The organism is Halomonas sp. PA16-9, from assembly GCF_009728585.1.
GTDB classification, from domain to species: Bacteria; Pseudomonadota; Gammaproteobacteria; order Pseudomonadales; family Halomonadaceae; genus Vreelandella; species Vreelandella titanicae.
Window position 1 is genome coordinate 830,827 of the sequence record NZ_CP040451.1, and the last position, 19,271, is coordinate 850,097.

A 19,271-nucleotide genomic window follows, 5' to 3' on the forward strand; every position below is an offset into this window, starting at 1 on the left:
TTCACCCATAGTGGATGGCTGCTTGAAATTATGATTTTGCAGAAATGTATCGATTATAAAAGAGGTTACCATCCACCTTTTTAAAGCCTACCTTATAAGTCAGTTGGGTTTAATATTCGGCATACTTTTTCCTTTCAATAATTACCATCAGTAGAAATAGCCCTAAGCACATTGTCAAAACGCCATTCCAACTGCTAGTTGTGTATACAATCGACGAGGTGAATCCACCTACGGCACCGCCCAACATGAAAAAGGTCATATAGTTACTAGCTGCTTGTGCCTCCTTTCCATTGCTTCTAGAATATAATTTCTTTTGGTTTGATACATGAATGAGCTGTATTAATGCATCAAACAGTGCAGTGAATACTCCTAGCCAAATTAAATTGTTTGGCAGTGCTATCGCGCATGCCAATAGTGCAATTCCAGTCATGAAAAGTCGGAGGCTTGTCTTGAATATCGATCCAGTTATAACAGGCGCGTAAATGGCAACAAGTGCTCCTAATACCCCAGAAGAGAGAATAAGGCGATTTCTGTTGTAGAGAAGTCGAGTGACTGATCAAGGTAAGTCGCAATATTAGTCCAGAAGGCTGTAAATGAAAACATCGTTGCAAAGCCATAGAAACAATATAGTCGGACGCTTCTATCTTCTAAAGTTGCCATAATATTGCTGCGTATCACATTCAAGTAACTAATGTTCTTTTCTTTATTCTCACTATTAGGATTCATGTTTTTAAGGACAAAGCTTGCCCCCAAAAGCATAAGAAAAAAAGAAACTATATAAATGCCACGCCAACCTAAGAAATTTGATAAAATTCCCGATGCGAATCTAGATCCAATAATACCAAGAGAACACCTCCCATAATATATCCAATGATATTCTCATGTTTTTTCTCTTTGTTATAAAAAGCAATTATCAAAGGACAGAGGATGCGCCCACTCCTATGAGCGCATATCCTCCAAGGAGTATGTTGAAATTAGTCGAGAAATAGACCAAAAACAAGCCTGTACAGAGACATAGATAGAGGGTACCAATGATTTTTCTTCTATCTATTACATCAGCAACAGAATAAATAAATTAATGATAGAACATTTCCTATCAGTTGTGCTGTGAATAGATTGGTGCTTTGTACATAGGTAATTCCTAGAGATTCAGATATCATTAAAAAATAAAGGCTGAATGTAACCTGAATCCTGAGAGGACCGGCCCCCGGAAGCACTTCTAACCACTGAGCTGCATGGCGAATATACCATTACGCCATTCACCCAGACAGTGCCATGCCCAACATAAAGTTCCGCGCCAGTCGCCGCACCCTCACCAGCCATGCCGGGCTGTCCATCATCGGGCAGTGCTTCGAGATCGCCGGCGTCGACAGCATCGACGGCCGCTTCCCCATCACGCTGGGTATGCGCACCAGCGACGTGGTCAAGAGCTACCTGGGTCTGCTGTGTCTGGGCATGAGCGACTATGATGCCATCGAAAACTTCCGCCGCGACAAACCCTTCCAGCAACTGCTGACCCTGCAGAAGGTGCCGAGCACGGCGACGCTGCGACAGCGGCTGGAGAAACTTGCCGCCAATGACCTGCAGGCGCGCACCGCCAGCTGGTCGACGACCCTGCTGTCACTGATCGAAGCACCGATCACCGCCGAGACGACGCACGTCTGCCTGGACATCGACACCTTCGTCATGGACAACAGCAACTCGAAGAAGGAAGGCGTCTCGCGGACCTACCAGAAGGTCGATGGCTACACCCCGATCGCCGCCTATCTGAGCAACGAAGGGTGGTGCCTGGGTCTGGAACTGCGGCCTGGCAAGCAGCACACCATGAAGGAGAGCAACGCCTTCCTGGAGCGGGTACTGCCTCGCGCCCAAGGCCTGACCAAGCAACCGATCCTGTTACGCGAGGACAGCGGCTTCGACAGCCAGGCGCACCTGGCGCTTCTCGAACAGCAGCGCCAGGTCTTTGCCGACGAGGGGCGCCGGCTCGACTATGTCGTCAAATGGAACCCGCGCAGCTCGGCCACGGCTGATCGAGATACCTGGCTGGCGGTGGCGGCGGACTACTGGGAAGAGCTGCGTCCTGGCAAGCGCCAGGCGCTGTGGCCGCAGACCGTCTCGATCCACGACGACAACAAGACCGAATACGTCGTCCAACGCGTGATGCGCCTGGTAGAGCGCACCGCCGATCGCGATGGCCAGTTGCTGCTCGAACCGGACTATGAGTTGGAAGGCTGGTGGACCAGCCTGGACGAGGCGCCGGAGGCGGTGATCAAGCGCTACCAGGCGCATGCCACCCATGAGCAGTTTCACAGCGAGATCAAGACCGATCTCGACCTGGAGCGCTTGCCGTCCGGCAAGTTCGCCACCAACGATCTGATCCTGCATCTCGCCCAGTTGGCCTACAACATCCTGCGCCTGATGGGACAGCTGGGCATGACCGGCGAGCTGAGCCCGGTTCGCCACCCGGCCAAGCGGCGCCGGCTGCGCACCGTGCTACAAGAGCTGGTGCACCGTGCGGCTCTCGTGATTCACAAGGCACGGCAGATCATCCTCGACTTCGGGCGGGATATCGGGCGCATGACGGTGCTCAAGACGCTGCGGAGCCGACTGCGTTATCCACGAGGAACGCCATGCTGACCGTCAATCGGCGACACTCTATCCACAAGCAGTTCCAAGCGACACGCGATCGCCAGATATGTCGTGCCTGGCGGGTGGAAAGGCATGACAAAACGGGCCGTCAGCACCGATCAGCACGGTGGGTTTTGGCAATAACGGGCTTGCGAAAGCCAACTTGCACGGGGCGAATGATCAAAAAGTGCTCGCTGGCGGTGATAGGGAAAGTGTCGGCGCCGGCTTCACGGATTCAGGTGTAATACATATTTGCGGCCGTGAGGCCACAAATAATGGGAATTGCAATAATAGTTAACTTGTCTTTTGTCATGACCAAAGCGTACCTCCAGTTAACATCTTATCGATGGAAAAGATATGGCCTTCATCTATATCTGAAAAATATTTGACCATATGCTTGACGCCAGTGCGTTGCATCTCCATAAGTTGAAAGTTATGATTCATTGATGCAGGTACACCGATAAATCCAGAACCAATAGATTTACAAGTTTCTGCAACACGATTAATGTCATCAATGAAAATAACCTCACTTGGATTGCAACAAAGGACTTCTTCTATAATTTGTAACATGCCAGGTCGTTTAGCATTAATATCAATATAGGGGGTTTCTGAGTCGAAGAGATTTTTATATTTTGATAAAAATCGATCAAAACTATATTCGCGATTCCTCCCACCATACGATATGACTTTTATGCCAAGTTTGTTAAATACCTTTAAAGGAATTTCTATTTTAGGCATAATCTCAACTGGGTGCTCTTCTAGATACTCTTCACGAAGCTTAAAGAAATCACTAATTACCTTTTCACCTGGGTGTGGTAACTTACATGCTAATGAAAGGTTGTGCCCAGCAGTGATCTGAGGAGAACCCCAGACAGAACGTTCGATCGAAGAGGTATATTCTACTCCATATTTTTCTACAAACTTCTTTATGACAGGGCTATATGTGTCGTTTAATAATACGCCATCTGTATCGATCGCAATATATTTTATATTCTTAAGCATGACCTATTCCTCTTATCCAAATATAAGTACTGCATTTTGTCCACCAAAACCAATTGATGAACTCATTACTGGGAATGAGTTGGAAAATTTAGTAGTTTCTCTATTAATGTTTATCTTTATATCATCGTCAATCATATGGAGACCGGCTGTGCCAGGAATCGTATCTGTCTTTAGTGCTTGAATCGATGCTATTGCTTCAATTGCTCCTGAAGCGGCGAGTGGATGTCCTGTTACACCTTTTGTGGAGGCAACAGGAGCTGTTAACCCAAATATGTTTTCATATACTGTACTTTCTAAACGATCATTCAGACTGGTAGCTGTTCCATGAGCATTAATATATCCAATCTCAGTTGGCTCTATATTTGCGTCGGAAAGTGCCTTTTCTACTGCTTGTGTAAGACCTTTACCGCTGGGTGTAGGTGTGGTCATGTGATAAGCATCAGACGAGGAACCATAACCGAGTAATCTTGCATGTATATTTGCTTTTCTTTTCTGAGCTTGGCTTTCGCGTTCTAAAACAAGGAATCCAGCTCCTTCAGATATAACAAAGCCATTCCTTTCTTTGTCAAATGGTCTTATACTTCCTTCTCCTATGTTATTGCGAGAAAGAGCTCCCAACTTGGCGAATGCAGTCACTACGTTCTTTGTAATGGGTGCCTCCGATCCTCCTACGATTACAGTGTCGCATTCGCCGCTTTCTATCATTCTTTTACCACGACCTATCGCATCCGCGCCGGAGGCACACGCTGTGCTTAAAAAATATGAAGGACCAGTGATATCTAAGTGAACGGAGATGTTAGCGCTTGCCATGTTTGTCATTGTTGACAGAATGTATGATGCGCTAACACTTGCCGGGCCTACTTCTGCTTCATTGTTAATAATCTTCTCTAATGTGCTGATTCCAGCAAGCGAATTTCCGACGATAATTCCAATCCTATTTGAAGGAAAATTATAGCCTGGTTGAATATTCGCATCGTCTAAGGCCTCTTGGGCAGCATAAACAGCGTATTGTATAAATGGATCGACCCGTGTAAAGGCTGCTTGTTTAAATCTGGGTTTTGGATTCCAATTACTTAAGGGACAGGAATATTTAACTGGTGCGTTCTCTAATCTATGATCATATTGCGTCAAGACTTTCTTTTGTACAATATTATCCCAAAACTGACTAACAGTTGCCCCTGCAGAGCACAATACTCCCATTCCCGTTACCACAACTTTATTTGTCATTTTTTAGCCTCTCTATAGAATTTTCAATATCCTCTAATGTCATTTCTGACATCAAAGATAACGACTCGCTTGGAAGTCCTAGAGTTGCTTCTAGCCCTGACTGTAACTCCACGATAGAAATGGAATCTAAACCTAATTCCTCCAAAGTTTTATTTTCTGAAATGGAGTCTTATTCCATTTCAAACATATTGATCAAAATTGATTTTATCTCATTCATTGCATTCAACCTCATTGATATAGATAAAGAAAAGGGATAGCCTTATGCCTTCTTGTAATATCTCTATAATGCAGCGTGTAGTATCATTGCTAGAGTCTTTCCGAATCAGTCTGACTAGTAGTTCTTGGTTGTTTTCTGCATATTTGTAAAATTTTGCAAAAATTCTTTTGATGTAAAGATTTTCTATTTTTTCCTTTGATTCTTTGATAGTGCAATAGAAACAGAATTGTTTAGCTGACTCCGTAAGATTATATCCAGTTATATGATCTTGTTTGTGGTCATTGAGTATGCGGTTTTGGGATGGTATTACTATATTTGCCACTCTTGTGTGACCTGTTTTTCTTATGTTTCTGATGCAAACGTCTTTTGGATATTTACATCCTACTTCGTATGGTTCCACCTGAGGCAGGCCAGATGCTGTGTGCAACTCAAGTCCGCTATATTTAACTGATTTTGAAATATTTTCCCCTCTTATTGTTTCATATGCTCTGGCACTTATGTGGCATACAATGATGCTAACCTTACCTATTGTTCTTTCGCTAGATCTAAAATTTATAATAAATTTTTTTGTATGTGAGAGGTGTGTGTCTAATATCCTTAAGCTTGCAATAAGGGTATGGTCTTGAGGATTTTCTTGATAAAGCTCTAGTCGCCATGACTTTAATATGAATCGTGTATTGCTATTTATTTTTAATATCTTGTGCGAAGCAAGTGTTTCTAATTGTCTCGCACACTCAATAAGATACATGGGGTTGATGTATTTTTTGCTGCTACATATTTCTGAAAAATGTTCTTGGTCGTTCAGGGGAGATATCAAGGCAGAAATGCTTGACGCTGTTGTTGATTCAATTTTATTGATGTAAACAGCTTGCGGATTAGCCTTGTGGGTCATTGATATCACTGTCGTGTTATCAGTTTCCATATTGCCTCCTGGCCTGAAGCTGGCTTTATCTGTATATCTGAATGCTTGATTTGAGGATAATTTATTAACTTCTATACGTAACCTGTCAGAAGTGACAGTGCGGTGCTTTGATATGCTAAGTGTCTCTACATAAGTTTCTTATGCTTAAAGACATTTAAAACTAGGCAATTACAATATTTTTTTGCGTGTTTTTTTATTTATAATCATGTGCTTAAGTATTGTGAGCGTGTTTGGCAGCACTGAGACCAAATCTCGTGCCAGCGTTGTTACGCCAGTGCAGCAGTATTATGGCCAATCACTTGTTTATCGCCTTGACGGATCGATACGCAAAATGCGTAGTTGCGCCGCCTGTTGTTGGATGGGGTAGAGTTAGGCGTGGTAAACGCATTTAATTTTTAACCTAAACGAGCAGAAACTGAAGGCACCGGCGGCTGAGAGGTTGCCGATGGCTTTGAAGTATTAAGAGGTTCCCTGGCCCGCGCTGGAGAGGCACTCTATACGCGACTACATGAGCGAACAGCCCCAACTTCTCAAAGAGTGAGGCGTGCTCTCGACGCTAGATGGAAAACTGGTATTCACTCAGGACTTTCTTTTTTTATCCCCCACAACAGCAACTGGCATATTGGTAGGCGGCAGCGCCAATGGTCGGCTGGCTTGGAAAGGTGTTAGCGGTAAAACCTTGAAAGCCATTCAGGATGAGAGCTTGGCGAGTATTTAATATGTGCTTACCGTGCTTCCCTCAGGCTCAATACAACCCTCCACCTGATGCCGCTTTTGAGCATACTCAGCGGGTGACAGTTAATTGAGAGGGAGACTGAAACAACACTGTACTTGCGGCAAAAGAGGCGATGCGCCCAAGTCGCTGTGTGCTTTACTATCTGCACTTGTTATTCACGGAGGAAACATCCATGGCCATAGGCGGCTTGATAGGATTACTGGACGACATTGCCGCATTGGCGAAGTTGACCGCAGCATCACTGGACGATGTGAGTGCCGCCGCAGGGCGTGCGACGGCGAAGGCGGCCGGGGTGGTGGTGGATGATACGGCCGTGACGCCGCAATACTTGCAGGGGGTGACAGCGGAGCGAGAACTGGCGATTGTGAAGCAGATCGCGCTGGGGTCGATCCGCAACAAGTTGATTTTTATCCTGCCGGTGGCGCTGCTGCTGAATCACTTTTTGCCCGCGCTATTGCCGATCATCCTGATGGTGGGCGGCACCTACCTAGCCTTTGAGGGCGCGGAGAAGGTCTGGCACAAGCTTTCCGGCAAGCATGACGACGACAAGCCAGCGGTAGAGAAGGGGCCGGAAGCCGAGAAAAAGATCGTGAGTGGTGCCATTCGCACCGACCTGATTCTGTCTGCTGAAATCATGGTGATTGCGCTTGCCACGGTCTCCCATCAAGGATTCTGGTCACAGCTGGCGAGTCTGGTGGTGGTCGCGTTTGTCATCACTATTCTGGTGTATGGCGTGGTGGCGCTGTTGATCAGGATGGATGATATCGGCCTGAAACTCGCCCAGCGGGAGAGTTCGGGAATGAAGGCAATGGGTCGTGGGCTGGTGACTGCCATGCCCAAGGTGCTAGCGACCATCTCAGTCGTGGGTACCGTCGCCATGCTCTGGGTAGGTGGGCATATCCTGATGGTCAACCTGGGTGCCGATGGCACGGGTTGGTTCAACGCACCCTATGAGTGGGTACACCATATTGAGCTAGGCATTAGCGAGACAACTGGTGCCTTGGGCGGCACGCTGGGCTGGAGCTTCAATACGCTGTGCTCTGCGGTAATTGGCTTTTTGGTGGGCTCGGTGGTGGGGGGCGCTGCACCTCATTCCCACCAAGAAGGCGCATGCCGAGTAGGTGTGGGCAGCGAAGTAAGTAGCAGGCATCTAAATGCCCGCCATCAAGGCGGGCATTTTTGTGGGATTAGGGGAGGGTATTTCCCGTGACCTTACTCTGTCAGTGCCGGTATTGGTCGTTTTTTGCCTGAAAACCTAGCTTCATATTAGCAACAATCCGCGCAGCATCTTTCGCCGGAGGCCGGCCAAAAGTGCGGGCATATTCCCGGCCAAACTGCGTGGAGCTTTCGTATCCCACTTCGTGAGCTGCTTCCGTGACACTGTAACCAGTGGAAATCAGTAGTGTCCGCGCCTTAAGTAGCCGCACCTGCTTCTGATACTGCAAGGGGCTGAGCGCCGTTACGGCTTTGAAATGGCGGTGGAACGCAGAGACGCTCATGGCCGCTTCCTTGGCCAGTGCCTCCATTCGTAAGGGCTGTGCATAGTCGTTACGAAGTCGCTGAATGACCTGGTGTACCCGTGCCAAAGCGGTGTCTGGCGTGGCGATGTCGCGCAGCATCCAGCCCATTGGCCCCTGAAGCACGCGGTAAAGAATCTCGCGCTCGTAGGCAGGTGCCAGTGCCGGAATGTTGGCAGGCTGCTTCATCAAGCGCAACATGCGCACCCAGGCATCGAGCAGTTCCGGTGTCACCGCTGCTACGGAAAACCCCGTTGCGTGCCCTGCGCTGCTGCCAGCATTAGGCAGTTCCGATAGCAGGCCTGCCAATAGGGGGGCGTCCAGCGTTAGGCTTACCGCAAGATAGGGTTCTCCCGAGTTGCTACTACGTACAACCCCCGCTGCAGGCAGATCAACTGACATCACAAAATAGGTCGCGGAGTTGTAGTGCAGGGTACGCCCGCCCACGGTCATGGATTTGCTGCCCTGCAGGATCAGGTTGACCATGGGGTCGTACACGGCGGCAAGCTCGTGTTCTGGAATGGCGCCTTGCACCATCGCCACCCGGGGAATACCAGTCTCGGTACGGCGGTTTTGCGCATGGGCAGCCAGTCGGCGGAGTTCGTTGAGTTGTTCTTCCATGTCGCTATTGAATGCCAGACCAGGATCAGGGGCAAGCGAAAAGCAGAAATAGGCAGGATTGCGGTAGGAACAGGCGGGGCGCTAGGTGAGCAGGTGCCTATGATGGGGAGACTAAATCTCACTGGAGCGACACATGAATACTATCGTCATTACCGGAGGTAGTCGGGGTACAGGTGCAAGTACTGCACTGTGCTTGCCGGTGGCTATGCCATCTAAAGGAGTATTCCATGCTTGATCATGTTTTCCTCACGGTGAGCGATACCGAGCGTTCCATTGCTTTTTACGAGCGAGTGCTACCCCTTTTGGGAATTACTAACCGCCACGATTTTGACGGCCATGATGGCCCGCCTGGCCACCCTGATCTGAAGGGGTTCGGTGCCAAGGGGCGTGTTTTTTTCTGGCTAAGGCAGGGAGAGGCGGTGCCCGGTGCGGTGCATGTGGGCTTCGTGGCAGCGTCCGAAGAGGAGGTCAATGCCGCCTATGCCGAAGCCATGGCGGCGGGCGCCACCGAGATTCATCCGCCTGGGCCTCAGCTCCACTATGACCCCCGCTATTACGCCGCACAGGTCAGGGATCTTGACGGCTACACCCTAGAGTTTGTCTACAAAAGCTGGCAGCACTGACCATGAAAACATTGATGATCTATGGCGCCGCCGGTTACACCGGTGGCATGGCGGCAGAGCACGCTGCATCCGCGGGTATTCACCTGGTTGTCGCAGGGCGTGTGAAGGATCGTGAGTCGCTGGACATATTGGCAGGGCGTTTAGGCGCTGATATTCGGCTCTTTTCGCTCGATGACCCAGAGGCAATCGCAAGGGGGCTTGAAGGCATCTCTGTTCTGCTCAACGCCGCCGGGCCTTTTATGAACACGGCCAAGCCGCTGATGTCGGCCGCCATTCGTGCTGGCGTGCACTATCTCGATTTCTCAGCGGAACTCGACTCCTACCGGCAAGCGTTGGCGCTCGACGGGCAGGCGCGTGCTGCGGGTGTCATGCTGCTGCCGGGAAGCGGTGGTAGCGTCGCGATGCTGGGAAGCTTGGCGGGGCATGCCGTGGCGCGGGTCCCCCATCCCCGCACGATCAGTATCGCCTTGCAGGTGGCGGGGGGAATGTCGAGAGGGTCGGTGACCAGCGCGAGTCAGAGCATCACGGCGCAGACGCTTCATCTGGTCGGCGGCGAACTCGTTGCACGCAGCCCAGAGGAGGTGCGCGATTTCGATTTTGGCGAGGGCCCGCTATCGTCATTCCCTGTCACGCTGCCCGACCTCGTGACACTCCACCAGGCGACAGGCGTGCGTGATATCGAAACCTTCGTACATGTGGCGGCGGGTGCGTTCCCCGATGGAGACGCCAACGAACTCCCAGCGGGCCCCAGTTCCGATGAGCGGGCGGCGAACCGCTACCATGCGGTTGTCGAAGTGACCGATATGGACGGTTCGGTGGCGCGCTCGGTGCTGGATACGGTGAACGGTTACACCTTCACGGCCATGGCGGCGGCAGAGGCAGCCCGGCGAGTACTTGCCGGTGAGGTGAGGCCCGGCTTCCAAACCCCTGCGGGCCTGTTCGGCCACGGCTTTGCCGAGAGCATCGCCGATACGCGAATCACTGATATTCCCATCAGTTGACCTGCTGACAGACTACTTCCACGTTGACGCCGTCCGGGTCTAGCACATAGGCGGCGTAGTAGTTGTCGTGATAGTGGGTGCGAATGCCTGGTGCGCCGTTATCCTCCCCACCCGTTGCCAGCGCGGCGCGATAAAACTCATCGACAATGGCTCGTTTTGCTGCGGCGAAGGCGATATGAACGCCTTCGCCCGGCTGCTCGTTGTCGTGTATCCATAGCCGTGGGTAGCCCTCCATCCCAAAGCCATGCCGTGTGCCGCCGCTGCGCGTGCGGTCTGGCCCTACGGTGATAATTCGGCTGAAGCCCAGCGGGGCTAGCGCCTGTTCGTAGAAGCATCGCGATATTTCCGCATCGCGTACGGCGAACTCGACATGGTCAAGAATACTCATGCGCCTTTGCTCTCATCGGGTGTATGAAGAAAGGTTGCGAAGGCCTGGCCAGCCAGTTCGGCCACGGCAAGCAGGCGAGCCCTTGAGCGGCCAGCGCGCGCGCCTGCTGAAAGGCCTTGCAGTGTCGTCACGACGTAATCGGCGAGTTTTCGTGCCTGGTGCGGCTGACTTCTCTTGATGTAGCCCTCGATAAAGTCTGCCGCCGCGTCGCCATAGGCGTTGGCCAGTTGCCGGGCTTGAGGATCATCGGCGCGCATGCCTTCAGCCACCATGCAACCACGCTTGGCTTTTGACTTGGTGTAGAGCCGCACGGCTTGTCGCAGTAAATCATCGATTGCTTCTGACAAGGGCCGGTCGGGCGTCAGGATCTTGTCTGCCGGCAGGTTGGCTTCTGCCACGTAGATCGCCAGGCAGCGTTCGTACAGGCCCGCCTTGTTGCCATAGGCGGCGTAGAGGCTAGGCGGATTGATGCCCAGTGCACGTGTGAGCTCGGCAACCCCTACCGCGTCGTAGCCGCGTTCGTGAAATAGATCTTTTGCAACGGCAACGCCCGCCTCTCTGTCGAAGGGGCGCCGAGATGAGCGTTCTGCAATACCTTCACCAGTGCCTGTTTTGGATGGTTTGCTTTTCATGTTGACGATACCGATTGACTCTTTGGTTTGTAGTGGTCACTATAGCATTTCTTTAGTGACCACTACAAACTGAAAAGGTGATACTGTGAAACAAGACATGAACCGTAACGTTGCTGTTGTGACCGGCGGTAGCAGTGGCATCGGGTTTGCCATCGCCAAGCGCTTGATCGATGACGGAGCCGATGTCGTGATAACGGGGAGGCGGCAGACGGTATTGGATGAAGCTGTGCAACGGTTGGGTAGCAGCGCTACAGGGATAGTGGCTGATGTCGCCAGTGCTGCGAGCTTGGCGTCTTTCTATGAGTCCGTGAAAAACCGCTTTGGGCGTATCGATATTCTGGTGGCCAATGCCGGTGGCGGCAGCCACGCACCGCTTGGGCAGATCACTGAGGAACAGATCGACCAGCAGCTCTCGACCAACGTTAAAGGCGTGGTGCTGACCGTTCAGGGGGCGCTGGGATTGATGGGCTCTGGTGCCAGCATTGTGATCGTTGGTTCCTCGTCCTCAATAGACCCAGGGCCGACCATGAGCATCTATGGTGGCACCAAGGCGGCCGTGCGCAACATGGTGCGCAGTTGGGTGGCGGAACTGAAGGGAACGGGTATTCGCATCAATATCCTGAGCCCTGGGCCCACCAACACGGCTTCATTGCGCGAGGCATTCGGCGAGCACGCCGAGGAAGGCATGGCGTTCCTGACAGAGAAAAGCCCATTGGGGCGCATCGGTGAACCCGAGGAGATTGCCTCGGTCGCGGCCTTTCTGGCCAGTGATGCCGCCAGCTATGTCAACGGGGTGGAGTTGTTTGCTGATGGTGGCGCCTCCCAGACATAGGGGGAACGGGCACCGTCGGATAGAGCCATACAATTCCTGGCTATCCTCATCTGCCATTGGCTGAGCTAATGGAAAAAGGCTGCCTTTACAAGTACAAGTTACCCGGCGGTGGGCACAGCACGCGCTATTTGGTGCTGCTTGGGCTAACAGTGAATGGCATGCTGTAGTGGCGATCTTTCTATTAAAGGCCGAATCGCCACTGAAAAAGCATCGAGTTAACTACCTCTGCTGTTTATGCCGCGTTAGCCCTATAAGCGCAGCCAACGTAATCGTTGCCAGGCCACCTGTATAGGCGATGAGTGGCCAAGCAGTGCCACCATCCAGAGCTATCACTACACCCGTGCCTATAACACCGACGATGAGGCTCTGAACGCAGAAGTGCAGGGCGACAGCAGTACCTGCCATCTCGCTGAATTCCTGAAGTGCACCATTGGTTGCTGATGATGGCTAGCTGTTCTTCTCGTGATAGTGCATACAGCGTAAGCCCCTCCCAAAAGCCCAGAAGAGTTAGTAATTGCCGAGCTATTAATGTAAGTGGTCACTATCGTCAGGAGCTTGATACGAGGACATCAGATATTAACCAGCGAGTCGCACGGTGCTGTAATTAGGTGGCTGCTAAACTCAAGCACTAACAGGCTCGACAACGGCTTGGCTGTCAACGATAAAAAGGGAGGAAAGTGAATGCCTGGACATGACGAAATTGAACTTGGCGGTAAGCGTTTCAAGCATGCCATGGTAGAGGCTGGAGATGTCCGTTTGCACACTGTATCAGGTGGCAAAGGCTTTCCCGTTTTGCTGATGGCAGGCTTCCCGCAAAGCTGGTACGCGTGGCGTCGCATTATGCGATACTTGCTGACCATTTTTACGTCGTCGCAATAGATTTACCTGGGCAAGGTGATTCCGACAAACCGGTAGATGGCTATGATACACAAACGGCTGGCGATCGTGTCCATGCGCTAGTTAAGGAACTTGGTTTCGAGCGCTATCACATTGGTGCGCATGATATTGGTTCGTGGGTCGCTTACCCCTTTGTGGCGCGATTCGCCGATGAAGTAGGTCGGCTAGTCTTGCTTGACGCTAATATCCCAGGCGTAACGCTTAAGCCAACAGTTGAGGTGGGGCCAAACATCTGGAAGTCATGGCACTTCTTTTTTCACCAAGTACCGGATGTCCCTGAGTTTTTAATCACTGATCGGGAGAGAAGTTATATCGAGTGGTTCTTTCAGCGGAAAACTTTTAATCCCGCCGGTACTTTCTCAACAGCTGATATAGATGAATATGAGCGCGTCTATAAGCAACCCGGAAACCTACGCGGGGCACTGGCTTATTATCGTGCAGTGCTTGATGACGCCGAGCAGAACGCGTCATTAGCGGCCAAAAAAATTGAGACGCCAATCTTGGCTTTAGGCGGTGATTTCGGCATGTCACCTGATATTTATGACGCTATAAAACCATTAGCGACCCATGTGGAAGGTGGGGTCATTCAGAATTGCGGTCATTACATGCCTGAAGAGCAACCGGACGAAATCGCCGCTAAAATGATCAAATTTTTTAATGGCTGAATAGTATGTCTACTGTGCGCCTATCGAGTTCTGTGTGGATGCAATGGCCGACTGACGATGCCATTCTTTTTGCAGGTTTAAATACGCTGTTGCCGTAACACCATCACCCCCGCGATTAAGATCATGCCCATACCCAGCCAGGTCTTGGCATCAGGCACTTCGCTGAATAGCAGGTAGCCCCAAAGGCTGGCAAAGATGAGGTAGGCGTAATCAAAGGTGCCGATCAACGCCGAAGGGGCTATTTGATAGGCCCTTGCCACCCCGGTATTCACAATGATCAGCAGTAGCGCGTAGGCGCTCACGATCAATAACGCTGTGGCGTCTAGCGGTTGCCAACCGGCGAACAGGAATGGCGCGTGTTCAGCGAGCGATGCTGTGCTGTTGATTGCCACCAGCACACTGAAGAGACTGCCTGCTGCGAGGAAGGCTAGATTTAATCCCAGGGTGAGAAGTAAGGGGTGCTCTCTTTGGCAGTGGTGGCGAGTGACCAGCATGGCTAGCGCATAAAAGAGGGCGGCAAGCACGGGTAGCAGTGTGGCGGGTGTGAAGGTGTCGCCGCCAGGGCGCAACACCACCACCACGCCCAGGAATCCGCAGAAGATGCCTAGCCACGCCTGGCGTGAAAGATGCTCGCCTGCCCCAAAAGCAGCCAGCACGGCAATAAACAGCGGCGTGGTGTAAATAGCGACCGCTGCCACCGAGAGCGGAATCAGCGGTAGTGCTGCGTAGTAGGCTATCCACATCAGCAACAGAAGCAGGCTTCTTATCGCCACCCAGCGGCGTGATTTTACTTTGGGGCGGGGGCCTGAATGGCCAATGATCAACCCTAACAGTATCGGCAGCGATAGTGTTGAGGCGATGACATAGAGTTGCCATAGCGACATACTGGCACTTAGATACTTAACCAGGGCGTCGGTCAACGCCAGCAGAAAGACAGCCCCACGATAAGGCTTATGCCCTGTAGGATATTATCTTGTGGTTCAGCGGTGGCCTTCATTGCAGCATTCCAGGTATGAATTCCGCTCTAGAATGCCGCTGCCTCTAGCAGTGCTTCAAACGACTTCTGCGTCACAATGCATGAGCTCAGATTATGGATAACTTCATTAAGTCTCTTCCGCCGCTGGCGACGCTGCGCCCCTTTGAGGCTGCCGCCAGGCTTGAAAGCTTTTCGCGCGCGGCCGATGAGCTCCACCTGACCCAGGCGGCTATCAGCCGACAGATCCGTGCGCTAGAGGAAGACCTTGGCGTGATGCTTTTCGAACGCCGTCATCGCCGTGTGTTTCTTACCCGTGAAGGGCGCGAATTTGGCCGTACGGTCTCCCAGGCGCTGGAAAGTGTCGCCACGGGGGCTCAGGAGCTGCGCGGCGACCCAAATGATAAGCGCGTCGTATTGTTCTGCCAGTTATGCGAAGCGTTCTATTGGCTGATGCCACAGCTGGCTGACTTTAATCGTCGCTATCCTGAAATTGAGATACAACTGGCGACGTCGACAAGGCCGATTACCGAATTTAGTGGCAGCTTCGACATTGCGCTGCAAACCAACGGTAGGCCTAGCGGGAGCCATCGATTGGTGTTTACCGCCGAGGACGAGATATTTCCGGTCTGCAGCCCAGCGTACCTGAAAGGGGCCACTACCCCGTTGAACCTCAACGCTTTGCTGAACCAGCGGCTACTGCACCACCACGCTGACCCGGCGGATTGGCTGGAGTGGGATGGCTGGTTTCGTGCCATGGGGCACTTTGATATCGCAGCAGCGGAGAGTGCTGTTTTCGATAGTTATCCACTGCTACTACAAGCGGCTGTCGCAGGGCACGGTATCGCCTTGGGTTGGCGGCGTACAACGCAACGATTAATAGAAAATGGCGAACTGATCCGCCCAGTGGCAGAGAGCTTGCCCCAGCACGATGCCATCGCCCTATACACACGCCAGGGCGCACCTCAACGGGCAGGCAGCGAAGCGTTATTGGGTTGGCTGCGTGAGGTGTTGGGTGAAGAGTGATGCTAAGGTTTGTACGAGCTCACAAAGAGCGTATCGACAAGATTATTACCCGCTGGCTTAAACGCCACTTGCAGCGGCTCGGGGCTGAGGTCGACTTCACTCAGCTCAACAGTTTGGTGGAGGATAAAGACATGTTGGCAGAAAATTTGGAAAACTGGGCTCAGCAAGAACGCGAGGAAGGTGAAAAGCTAGGTATTGAGAAAATGGCCCGTAATCTGCTCAAGCTGGGAGTGCTGAGTGATGAGCAGATTGCTGAAGCGACAGGCTTGGCGTTAGATGATGTGGTTAAGCTGCGCATGGAGAGTAAGCGCTGATCGATTGCCTTCTAACCTAAGCAGCAGTCCTTGAACCTGCTCAATCTTGCCGGTTTCGTTCGTATCGCTCCACGTTTGGAAATTGTGGTAGCCAATGTTCGCGGCGAATGTTCCAAAGCTCATACGTCGCTTTCAGTTGATTGGGTGAATCAAGGGTGCCAAGGTGTATTTCGGTTTCTTCCTCGCTTACCGAAAAAACCGACGAACCGTATGCTGAACAGAAGTAGCACCCCTGATAACTGTGCGGTTCGCCTTCGATAATGACAGCTTGCTTGGGATAATCGGCAGCGGCATAGAAAAGCGCTCCGTGAGGAGGGGCATGGGTTTGGGCGCAATCACTTTACTGCTTAAAAGATCGTGAACAGGTTCTAAGGGGTCATTCAGAGACGCCCTCGCAGTTGTCGTGATACAGCGGGGCATCGGTGCCCAACACTAGGCGCTTGGTGGCGTGATTGTAGTAGAAGCGACCGGACTCGGCGCGTGAAAGCTCATAGTTGCCGCACACTCCATAGCCCTTGTTGACTTGCGTCAAGTGGGAGATCTCGGCCGGTGCCTGGTTGTCGAGGCGTTCAGATATAGTCGCGGCGATGTGGGCATCACGCTGGGCCTCAGAATAGGCCTGGCTACCGAATACCAGGCCAGCAACGACGAAAATGGCGACGACGGGAATCCATAGGTTATGCATAGAGTGTCCAGTTAAAGGATATAAAAGTGCATGAATTCGGGAGAAAGATTATTTAGCTGGATAATAACTTTTTGCCCATCCAATTTCATTGGTTGGCGAGTAGTTGGTTTACACAAGGATCCGCGCCAACCTTACGACACTAAACTGCTCTACGAGAATGAAGGTCTTGCGGAGGATCTGTTCAGCACCTTTCTAACCTACGTCACCAGCTCGCCGTGTCCTGCGCATGAGCTGTTAAATCCAAACTTGACCGGTCCTACAAAAAAGAGTTTTAGAGCATGGCCCGGACAGCCGTCTGTAGTGATTCACTGATTCCGGACACCAATCGCCCCAGCACGATGCCATCGCCCTATACACACGCTCAACGCCCAGTCAGCGAGGCGTTATTGGGTTGGCTGCGTGAGGTGCTTAGTGATGAGCAGGTTGCTGAAGCGACAGGCTTGGCGCTAGGTGCAGTGGCTGAGCTGCGTGTTGAAGGTAAGCGCTGATCTGGCTTTTATTACGTATCTGGTTTCGTGCATAGCGCATCGAAAGAAAGGGCAGTCCAATTGGCTGCCCTTTCTGTATTTGGTTGCTGAGGATGGCAGACATTCCCCATGCCATGAAAGACCCCAGCGTCAGGTTAAGTGTTGCACCTACTGATATTCTTTCTTAAATTTTTATTAGGGAGTTAAAAGAGACACTTGGGTCTATCTATTTAGATGAACGTCGGCAAGCATATGAATTGCTGCTTCAATGGTTGTCAATTGACAACCATTGAAGGGGGCTTCATACTCAGAGGCAAATAATGACTCGTCCATCACATCCGAAAAAAGAGATTGAAACTGCCCTCAAACATGCGGAAGCGGAGGGCTGGCGAGTTGAAGTCGGCGGTAGTCACGCCTGGGGCAAGATTTACTGTCCCTATAATGATGATGAATGCCGCTGCGGTGAGTTTTGTATCGCGAGCGTGTGGAGTACACCGAAAAATCCCGGCAGCCACGCCCGGGCAATTCGGAGAGTGGTGGACAAGTGCTCGACCCACAAGCGTCGAGACGAAGCGGAGCCGGAGGATTGAAGAATGGAATATATTTTTACGCTGAAATACCAACTGGCTGATAGTGACTCCGACCTAGATGCGCTAGTGGAGCGTTTGGGCGCTGCCGGTTGCGATGATGCTCTGGTGGGCGTGGGCAGCCGGGCCGCTTGGCGCTGGAATTCTCTCGTGAAGCGGGCAGCGCCGCGGAAGCGGTTCACAGTGCCCTGGTTGACGTAAAAAAAGCGATCCCTTCCGCGCGGCTGATTGAGGCTTCGCCGGATCTTGTTGGCCTGACGGATGTAGCAGACGTTGTGGGCGTTTCGCGACAGGCAATGCGAAAGCTGATGCTCACCCACCGAGCGACGTTCCTGTACCGGTTCACGAAGGCAGTGCCTCAATCTGGCACCTGGCGGAGGTGCTTGACTGGTTGATGACCCGAGGGGGTTACCAAATTGATGTTGGCGTGCTGGATATTGCGAAAGTAGCATTAGAAGTGAATATAGCCAAAGAGGCGATCCGCCATCCGGTTAGTAGCCGCGAGGAAATGGAGTTGCTGACCGCGTAGCCAACAGTTCAATAGTTTGTTGGAGAATAAAGACATGTTGGCAGAAAATTTGGAAAACTGGGCTCAGCAAGAGCGCCAGGAAGGCGAAAAGCTGGGCATTGAGAAAACGGCCCGTAATCTGCTCAAGCTGGGAGTGCTGAGTGTTGAGCAGATTGCTGAAGCGACAGGCTTGGTGCTAAAGGATGTGGTTAAGCTGCGCACTGAAGGTAAGCGCTGATCGATTACCTTCTGACCTAATCGGCAGCCCTTGAACCTGCTCAATCTTGCCGATCTCGTTCGTATTGCTCCACGTTTGGAAATGGCGGCAGCCAATGTTCACGGCGAATGTTCCAAAGCTCATACGTCGGTTTCAGTTGATTGGGTGAATCAAGGGCGCCCAGGTGTATTTCGATTTCTTCCTCGCTTACCGAAAAAACCGACGAACCGCATGCGGAACAGAAGTAGCGCCCCTGATAACTGTGTGGTTCGCCTTCGATCATAACAGCTTGCTTGGGGTAATCCGCCGCCGCGTAGAACAGTGCCCCATGATGTTTGCGACAATCCATACAGTGGCAAATACCTACCCGAAGCGGCTCGCCATTGGCCACGATTCGGATCTTACCGCAGAGACAGCCACCCGTTAGTTGAACCATTGTAATCTCCAGAAGATTCATACATTCAAAGTAGGTGGCACTTTTTGTTTTGTCTTGCTGCCGTCTCGTTGGTATTTGATGCCCGCAAATCGACTTAAATCTAGCTGTTGCAGGAGGCGGGTTTGCCTTAGAGCCCGGAATTAGTTTGTA

The 19,271-nt window shown here is 51.6% G+C and carries 26 protein-coding genes; 14 read left to right on the plus strand and 12 right to left on the minus strand.

The features are described from left to right. Positions 1-498 precede the first annotated feature (498 nt). Positions 499-867 (minus strand): MFS transporter, encoded by a 369-nt coding sequence (locus FDY98_RS29280; protein WP_155705974.1) that lies wholly within the window; start codon positions 865-867, stop codon positions 499-501. 408 nt (positions 868-1,275) lie between these two features. Here FDY98_RS29280 and FDY98_RS03850 point away from each other — a divergent pair, with 408 nt between their 5' ends. Next, entirely contained in the window at positions 1,276-2,637 is a 1,362-nt protein-coding gene (locus tag FDY98_RS03850) for an IS1380 family transposase (RefSeq protein WP_155705687.1), read from the plus strand. A 300-nt stretch (positions 2,638-2,937) separates the two neighbouring features. Here FDY98_RS03850 and FDY98_RS03855 read toward each other — a convergent pair whose 3' ends face one another. The 4 genes from FDY98_RS03855 to FDY98_RS03870 form a co-directional block, all read right to left on the minus strand. Next, on the minus strand, positions 2,938-3,630 hold the full coding sequence (locus tag FDY98_RS03855; protein ID WP_027957320.1) for an HAD family hydrolase: 693 nt from the start codon (positions 3,628-3,630) through the stop codon (positions 2,938-2,940). Between the two features lie 12 nt (positions 3,631-3,642). Then, positions 3,643-4,857, minus strand: a complete 1,215-nt coding sequence (locus tag FDY98_RS03860) for a beta-ketoacyl-[acyl-carrier-protein] synthase family protein (RefSeq protein ID WP_027957319.1) — start codon at positions 4,855-4,857, stop codon at positions 3,643-3,645. Beyond that, on the minus strand, positions 4,847-4,969 hold the full coding sequence (locus FDY98_RS29285) for a hypothetical protein (protein WP_442907957.1): 123 nt from the start codon (positions 4,967-4,969) through the stop codon (positions 4,847-4,849). The genes FDY98_RS03860 and FDY98_RS29285 overlap by 11 nt, the downstream gene beginning before the upstream one ends. 97 nt (positions 4,970-5,066) lie before the next feature. Continuing rightward, positions 5,067-5,996, minus strand: a complete 930-nt coding sequence (locus FDY98_RS03870; protein ID WP_027957318.1) for an AfsA-related hotdog domain-containing protein — start codon at positions 5,994-5,996, stop codon at positions 5,067-5,069. 544 nt (positions 5,997-6,540) lie between these two features. Between FDY98_RS03870 and FDY98_RS03875 the strand changes: the two genes are divergently transcribed. Together FDY98_RS03875 and FDY98_RS03880 are read left to right on the plus strand one after the other, a co-directional pair. Further along, positions 6,541-6,714 carry a DUF4357 domain-containing protein gene (locus tag FDY98_RS03875; protein ID WP_081742662.1) on the plus strand — a complete coding sequence of 58 codons (174 nt, stop codon included), beginning with the start codon at positions 6,541-6,543 and terminating at the stop codon, positions 6,712-6,714. A gap of 190 nt (positions 6,715-6,904) precedes the next feature. Then, positions 6,905-7,942, plus strand: coding sequence for a DUF808 domain-containing protein (locus tag FDY98_RS03880; protein ID WP_340146688.1), 1,038 nt, complete (start codon positions 6,905-6,907; stop codon positions 7,940-7,942). 10 nt (positions 7,943-7,952) lie between these two features. Here the strand turns inward: FDY98_RS03880 and FDY98_RS03885 are convergent, their stop codons facing one another. After that, positions 7,953-8,870 carry an AraC family transcriptional regulator gene (locus FDY98_RS03885; protein WP_035538988.1) on the minus strand — a complete coding sequence of 306 codons (918 nt, stop codon included), beginning with the start codon at positions 8,868-8,870 and terminating at the stop codon, positions 7,953-7,955. Positions 8,871-9,097: 227 nt separating this feature from the next. Here FDY98_RS03885 and FDY98_RS03890 point away from each other — a divergent pair, with 227 nt between their 5' ends. Continuing rightward, positions 9,098-9,493 (plus strand): VOC family protein, encoded by a 396-nt coding sequence (locus FDY98_RS03890; protein WP_027957316.1) that lies wholly within the window; start codon positions 9,098-9,100, stop codon positions 9,491-9,493. Positions 9,494-9,495: 2 nt separating this feature from the next. Next, on the plus strand, positions 9,496-10,494 hold the full coding sequence (locus FDY98_RS03895) for a saccharopine dehydrogenase NADP-binding domain-containing protein (protein WP_027957315.1): 999 nt from the start codon (positions 9,496-9,498) through the stop codon (positions 10,492-10,494). Here the strand turns inward: FDY98_RS03895 and FDY98_RS03900 are convergent. Then, positions 10,487-10,882, minus strand: a complete 396-nt coding sequence (locus FDY98_RS03900) for a VOC family protein (protein ID WP_027957314.1) — start codon at positions 10,880-10,882, stop codon at positions 10,487-10,489. The two genes, FDY98_RS03895 and FDY98_RS03900, sit on opposite strands and share 8 nt — an antisense overlap. Further along, on the minus strand, positions 10,879-11,514 hold the full coding sequence (locus FDY98_RS03905; RefSeq protein ID WP_027957313.1) for a TetR/AcrR family transcriptional regulator: 636 nt from the start codon (positions 11,512-11,514) through the stop codon (positions 10,879-10,881). The genes FDY98_RS03900 and FDY98_RS03905 overlap by 4 nt, the downstream gene beginning before the upstream one ends. 85 nt (positions 11,515-11,599) lie before the next feature. Between FDY98_RS03905 and FDY98_RS03910 the strand changes: the two genes are divergently transcribed. Continuing rightward, positions 11,600-12,346 (plus strand): SDR family NAD(P)-dependent oxidoreductase, encoded by a 747-nt coding sequence (locus FDY98_RS03910; protein ID WP_027957312.1) that lies wholly within the window; start codon positions 11,600-11,602, stop codon positions 12,344-12,346. A gap of 219 nt (positions 12,347-12,565) precedes the next feature. Here FDY98_RS03910 and FDY98_RS03915 read toward each other — a convergent pair whose 3' ends face one another. Further along, positions 12,566-12,751 carry a hypothetical protein gene (locus FDY98_RS03915; RefSeq protein WP_027957311.1) on the minus strand — a complete coding sequence of 62 codons (186 nt, stop codon included), beginning with the start codon at positions 12,749-12,751 and terminating at the stop codon, positions 12,566-12,568. Between the two features lie 276 nt (positions 12,752-13,027). Between FDY98_RS03915 and FDY98_RS25875 the strand changes: the two genes are divergently transcribed. Both FDY98_RS25875 and FDY98_RS03920 read left to right on the plus strand, forming a co-directional pair. Then, positions 13,028-13,225, plus strand: a complete 198-nt coding sequence (locus FDY98_RS25875) for a hypothetical protein (protein WP_196518090.1) — start codon at positions 13,028-13,030, stop codon at positions 13,223-13,225. Continuing rightward, entirely contained in the window at positions 13,174-13,908 is a 735-nt protein-coding gene (locus FDY98_RS03920; protein ID WP_196518092.1) for an alpha/beta fold hydrolase, read from the plus strand. Before FDY98_RS25875 ends, FDY98_RS03920 begins: the two co-directional genes overlap by 52 nt. 77 nt (positions 13,909-13,985) lie before the next feature. On the opposite strand, the gene FDY98_RS03925 is transcribed toward FDY98_RS03920, so the two are convergent. After that, positions 13,986-14,792, minus strand: a complete 807-nt coding sequence (locus tag FDY98_RS03925; protein WP_155705688.1) for a DMT family transporter — start codon at positions 14,790-14,792, stop codon at positions 13,986-13,988. A gap of 206 nt (positions 14,793-14,998) precedes the next feature. On the opposite strand from FDY98_RS03925, the gene FDY98_RS03930 reads away from it, so the two are divergent. Both FDY98_RS03930 and FDY98_RS26735 read left to right on the plus strand, forming a co-directional pair. After that, entirely contained in the window at positions 14,999-15,907 is a 909-nt protein-coding gene (locus FDY98_RS03930; protein WP_027957308.1) for a LysR substrate-binding domain-containing protein, read from the plus strand. Beyond that, positions 15,907-16,221, plus strand: a complete 315-nt coding sequence (locus FDY98_RS26735; RefSeq protein ID WP_035538985.1) for a hypothetical protein — start codon at positions 15,907-15,909, stop codon at positions 16,219-16,221. Before FDY98_RS03930 ends, FDY98_RS26735 begins: the two co-directional genes overlap by 1 nt. 376 nt (positions 16,222-16,597) lie before the next feature. Here FDY98_RS26735 and FDY98_RS03945 read toward each other — a convergent pair whose 3' ends face one another. Continuing rightward, positions 16,598-16,906, minus strand: a complete 309-nt coding sequence (locus FDY98_RS03945) for a hypothetical protein (protein ID WP_027957305.1) — start codon at positions 16,904-16,906, stop codon at positions 16,598-16,600. A gap of 278 nt (positions 16,907-17,184) precedes the next feature. On the opposite strand from FDY98_RS03945, the gene FDY98_RS03955 reads away from it, so the two are divergent. The 4 genes from FDY98_RS03955 (at position 17,185) to FDY98_RS03970 (ending at position 18,706) form a co-directional block, all read left to right on the plus strand. Beyond that, positions 17,185-17,394, plus strand: coding sequence for a hypothetical protein (locus FDY98_RS03955; protein ID WP_027957304.1), 210 nt, complete (start codon positions 17,185-17,187; stop codon positions 17,392-17,394). 572 nt (positions 17,395-17,966) lie between these two features. Beyond that, positions 17,967-18,161 carry a hypothetical protein gene (locus FDY98_RS26740; protein ID WP_340146689.1) on the plus strand — a complete coding sequence of 65 codons (195 nt, stop codon included), beginning with the start codon at positions 17,967-17,969 and terminating at the stop codon, positions 18,159-18,161. Between the two features lie 193 nt (positions 18,162-18,354). Next, on the plus strand, positions 18,355-18,489 hold the full coding sequence (locus FDY98_RS26745) for a hypothetical protein (RefSeq protein ID WP_340146690.1): 135 nt from the start codon (positions 18,355-18,357) through the stop codon (positions 18,487-18,489). 34 nt (positions 18,490-18,523) lie between these two features. Beyond that, the gene (locus tag FDY98_RS03970) at positions 18,524-18,706 is read left to right on the plus strand and encodes a hypothetical protein (protein ID WP_022519892.1); all 183 of its coding nucleotides are present in this window, start codon (positions 18,524-18,526) and stop codon (positions 18,704-18,706) included. Between the two features lie 40 nt (positions 18,707-18,746). On the opposite strand, the gene FDY98_RS03975 is transcribed toward FDY98_RS03970, so the two are convergent. Beyond that, positions 18,747-19,121, minus strand: coding sequence for a GFA family protein (locus FDY98_RS03975; protein WP_022519891.1), 375 nt, complete (start codon positions 19,119-19,121; stop codon positions 18,747-18,749). Between the last annotated feature and the right edge of the window lie 150 nt (positions 19,122-19,271).

Excerpts from the sequence above, each read along its gene's own strand:
- FDY98_RS26745 (WP_340146690.1), top strand. The coding sequence starts at position 18,355 with ATGACCCGAGGGGGTTACCAAATTGATGTTGGCGTGCTGGATATTGCG.
- FDY98_RS03860 (WP_027957319.1), bottom strand. The coding sequence starts at position 4,857 with ATGACAAATAAAGTTGTGGTAACGGGAATGGGAGTATTGTGCTCTGCA.
- FDY98_RS03945 (WP_027957305.1), bottom strand. The coding sequence starts at position 16,906 with ATGCATAACCTATGGATTCCCGTCGTCGCCATTTTCGTCGTTGCTGGC.
- FDY98_RS26735 (WP_035538985.1), top strand. The coding sequence starts at position 15,907 with ATGCTAAGGTTTGTACGAGCTCACAAAGAGCGTATCGACAAGATTATT.
- FDY98_RS03975 (WP_022519891.1), bottom strand. The coding sequence starts at position 19,121 with ATGGTTCAACTAACGGGTGGCTGTCTCTGCGGTAAGATCCGAATCGTG.
- FDY98_RS03885 (WP_035538988.1), bottom strand. The coding sequence starts at position 8,870 with ATGGAAGAACAACTCAACGAACTCCGCCGACTGGCTGCCCATGCGCAA.
- FDY98_RS03955 (WP_027957304.1), top strand. The coding sequence starts at position 17,185 with ATGGCCCGGACAGCCGTCTGTAGTGATTCACTGATTCCGGACACCAAT.
- FDY98_RS03895 (WP_027957315.1), top strand. The coding sequence starts at position 9,496 with ATGAAAACATTGATGATCTATGGCGCCGCCGGTTACACCGGTGGCATG.
- FDY98_RS03890 (WP_027957316.1), top strand. The coding sequence starts at position 9,098 with ATGCTTGATCATGTTTTCCTCACGGTGAGCGATACCGAGCGTTCCATT.
- FDY98_RS25875 (WP_196518090.1), top strand. The coding sequence starts at position 13,028 with ATGCCTGGACATGACGAAATTGAACTTGGCGGTAAGCGTTTCAAGCAT.
- FDY98_RS03905 (WP_027957313.1), bottom strand. The coding sequence starts at position 11,514 with ATGAAAAGCAAACCATCCAAAACAGGCACTGGTGAAGGTATTGCAGAA.
- FDY98_RS26740 (WP_340146689.1), top strand. The coding sequence starts at position 17,967 with ATGGAATATATTTTTACGCTGAAATACCAACTGGCTGATAGTGACTCC.
- FDY98_RS03925 (WP_155705688.1), bottom strand. The coding sequence starts at position 14,792 with ATGTCGCTATGGCAACTCTATGTCATCGCCTCAACACTATCGCTGCCG.
- FDY98_RS03855 (WP_027957320.1), bottom strand. The coding sequence starts at position 3,630 with ATGCTTAAGAATATAAAATATATTGCGATCGATACAGATGGCGTATTA.
- FDY98_RS03850 (WP_155705687.1), top strand. The coding sequence starts at position 1,276 with ATGCCCAACATAAAGTTCCGCGCCAGTCGCCGCACCCTCACCAGCCAT.
- FDY98_RS03915 (WP_027957311.1), bottom strand. The coding sequence starts at position 12,751 with ATGGCAGGTACTGCTGTCGCCCTGCACTTCTGCGTTCAGAGCCTCATC.
- FDY98_RS03900 (WP_027957314.1), bottom strand. The coding sequence starts at position 10,882 with ATGAGTATTCTTGACCATGTCGAGTTCGCCGTACGCGATGCGGAAATA.
- FDY98_RS03880 (WP_340146688.1), top strand. The coding sequence starts at position 6,905 with ATGGCCATAGGCGGCTTGATAGGATTACTGGACGACATTGCCGCATTG.
- FDY98_RS03930 (WP_027957308.1), top strand. The coding sequence starts at position 14,999 with ATGGATAACTTCATTAAGTCTCTTCCGCCGCTGGCGACGCTGCGCCCC.
- FDY98_RS03870 (WP_027957318.1), bottom strand. The coding sequence starts at position 5,996 with ATGGAAACTGATAACACGACAGTGATATCAATGACCCACAAGGCTAAT.
- FDY98_RS03970 (WP_022519892.1), top strand. The coding sequence starts at position 18,524 with ATGTTGGCAGAAAATTTGGAAAACTGGGCTCAGCAAGAGCGCCAGGAA.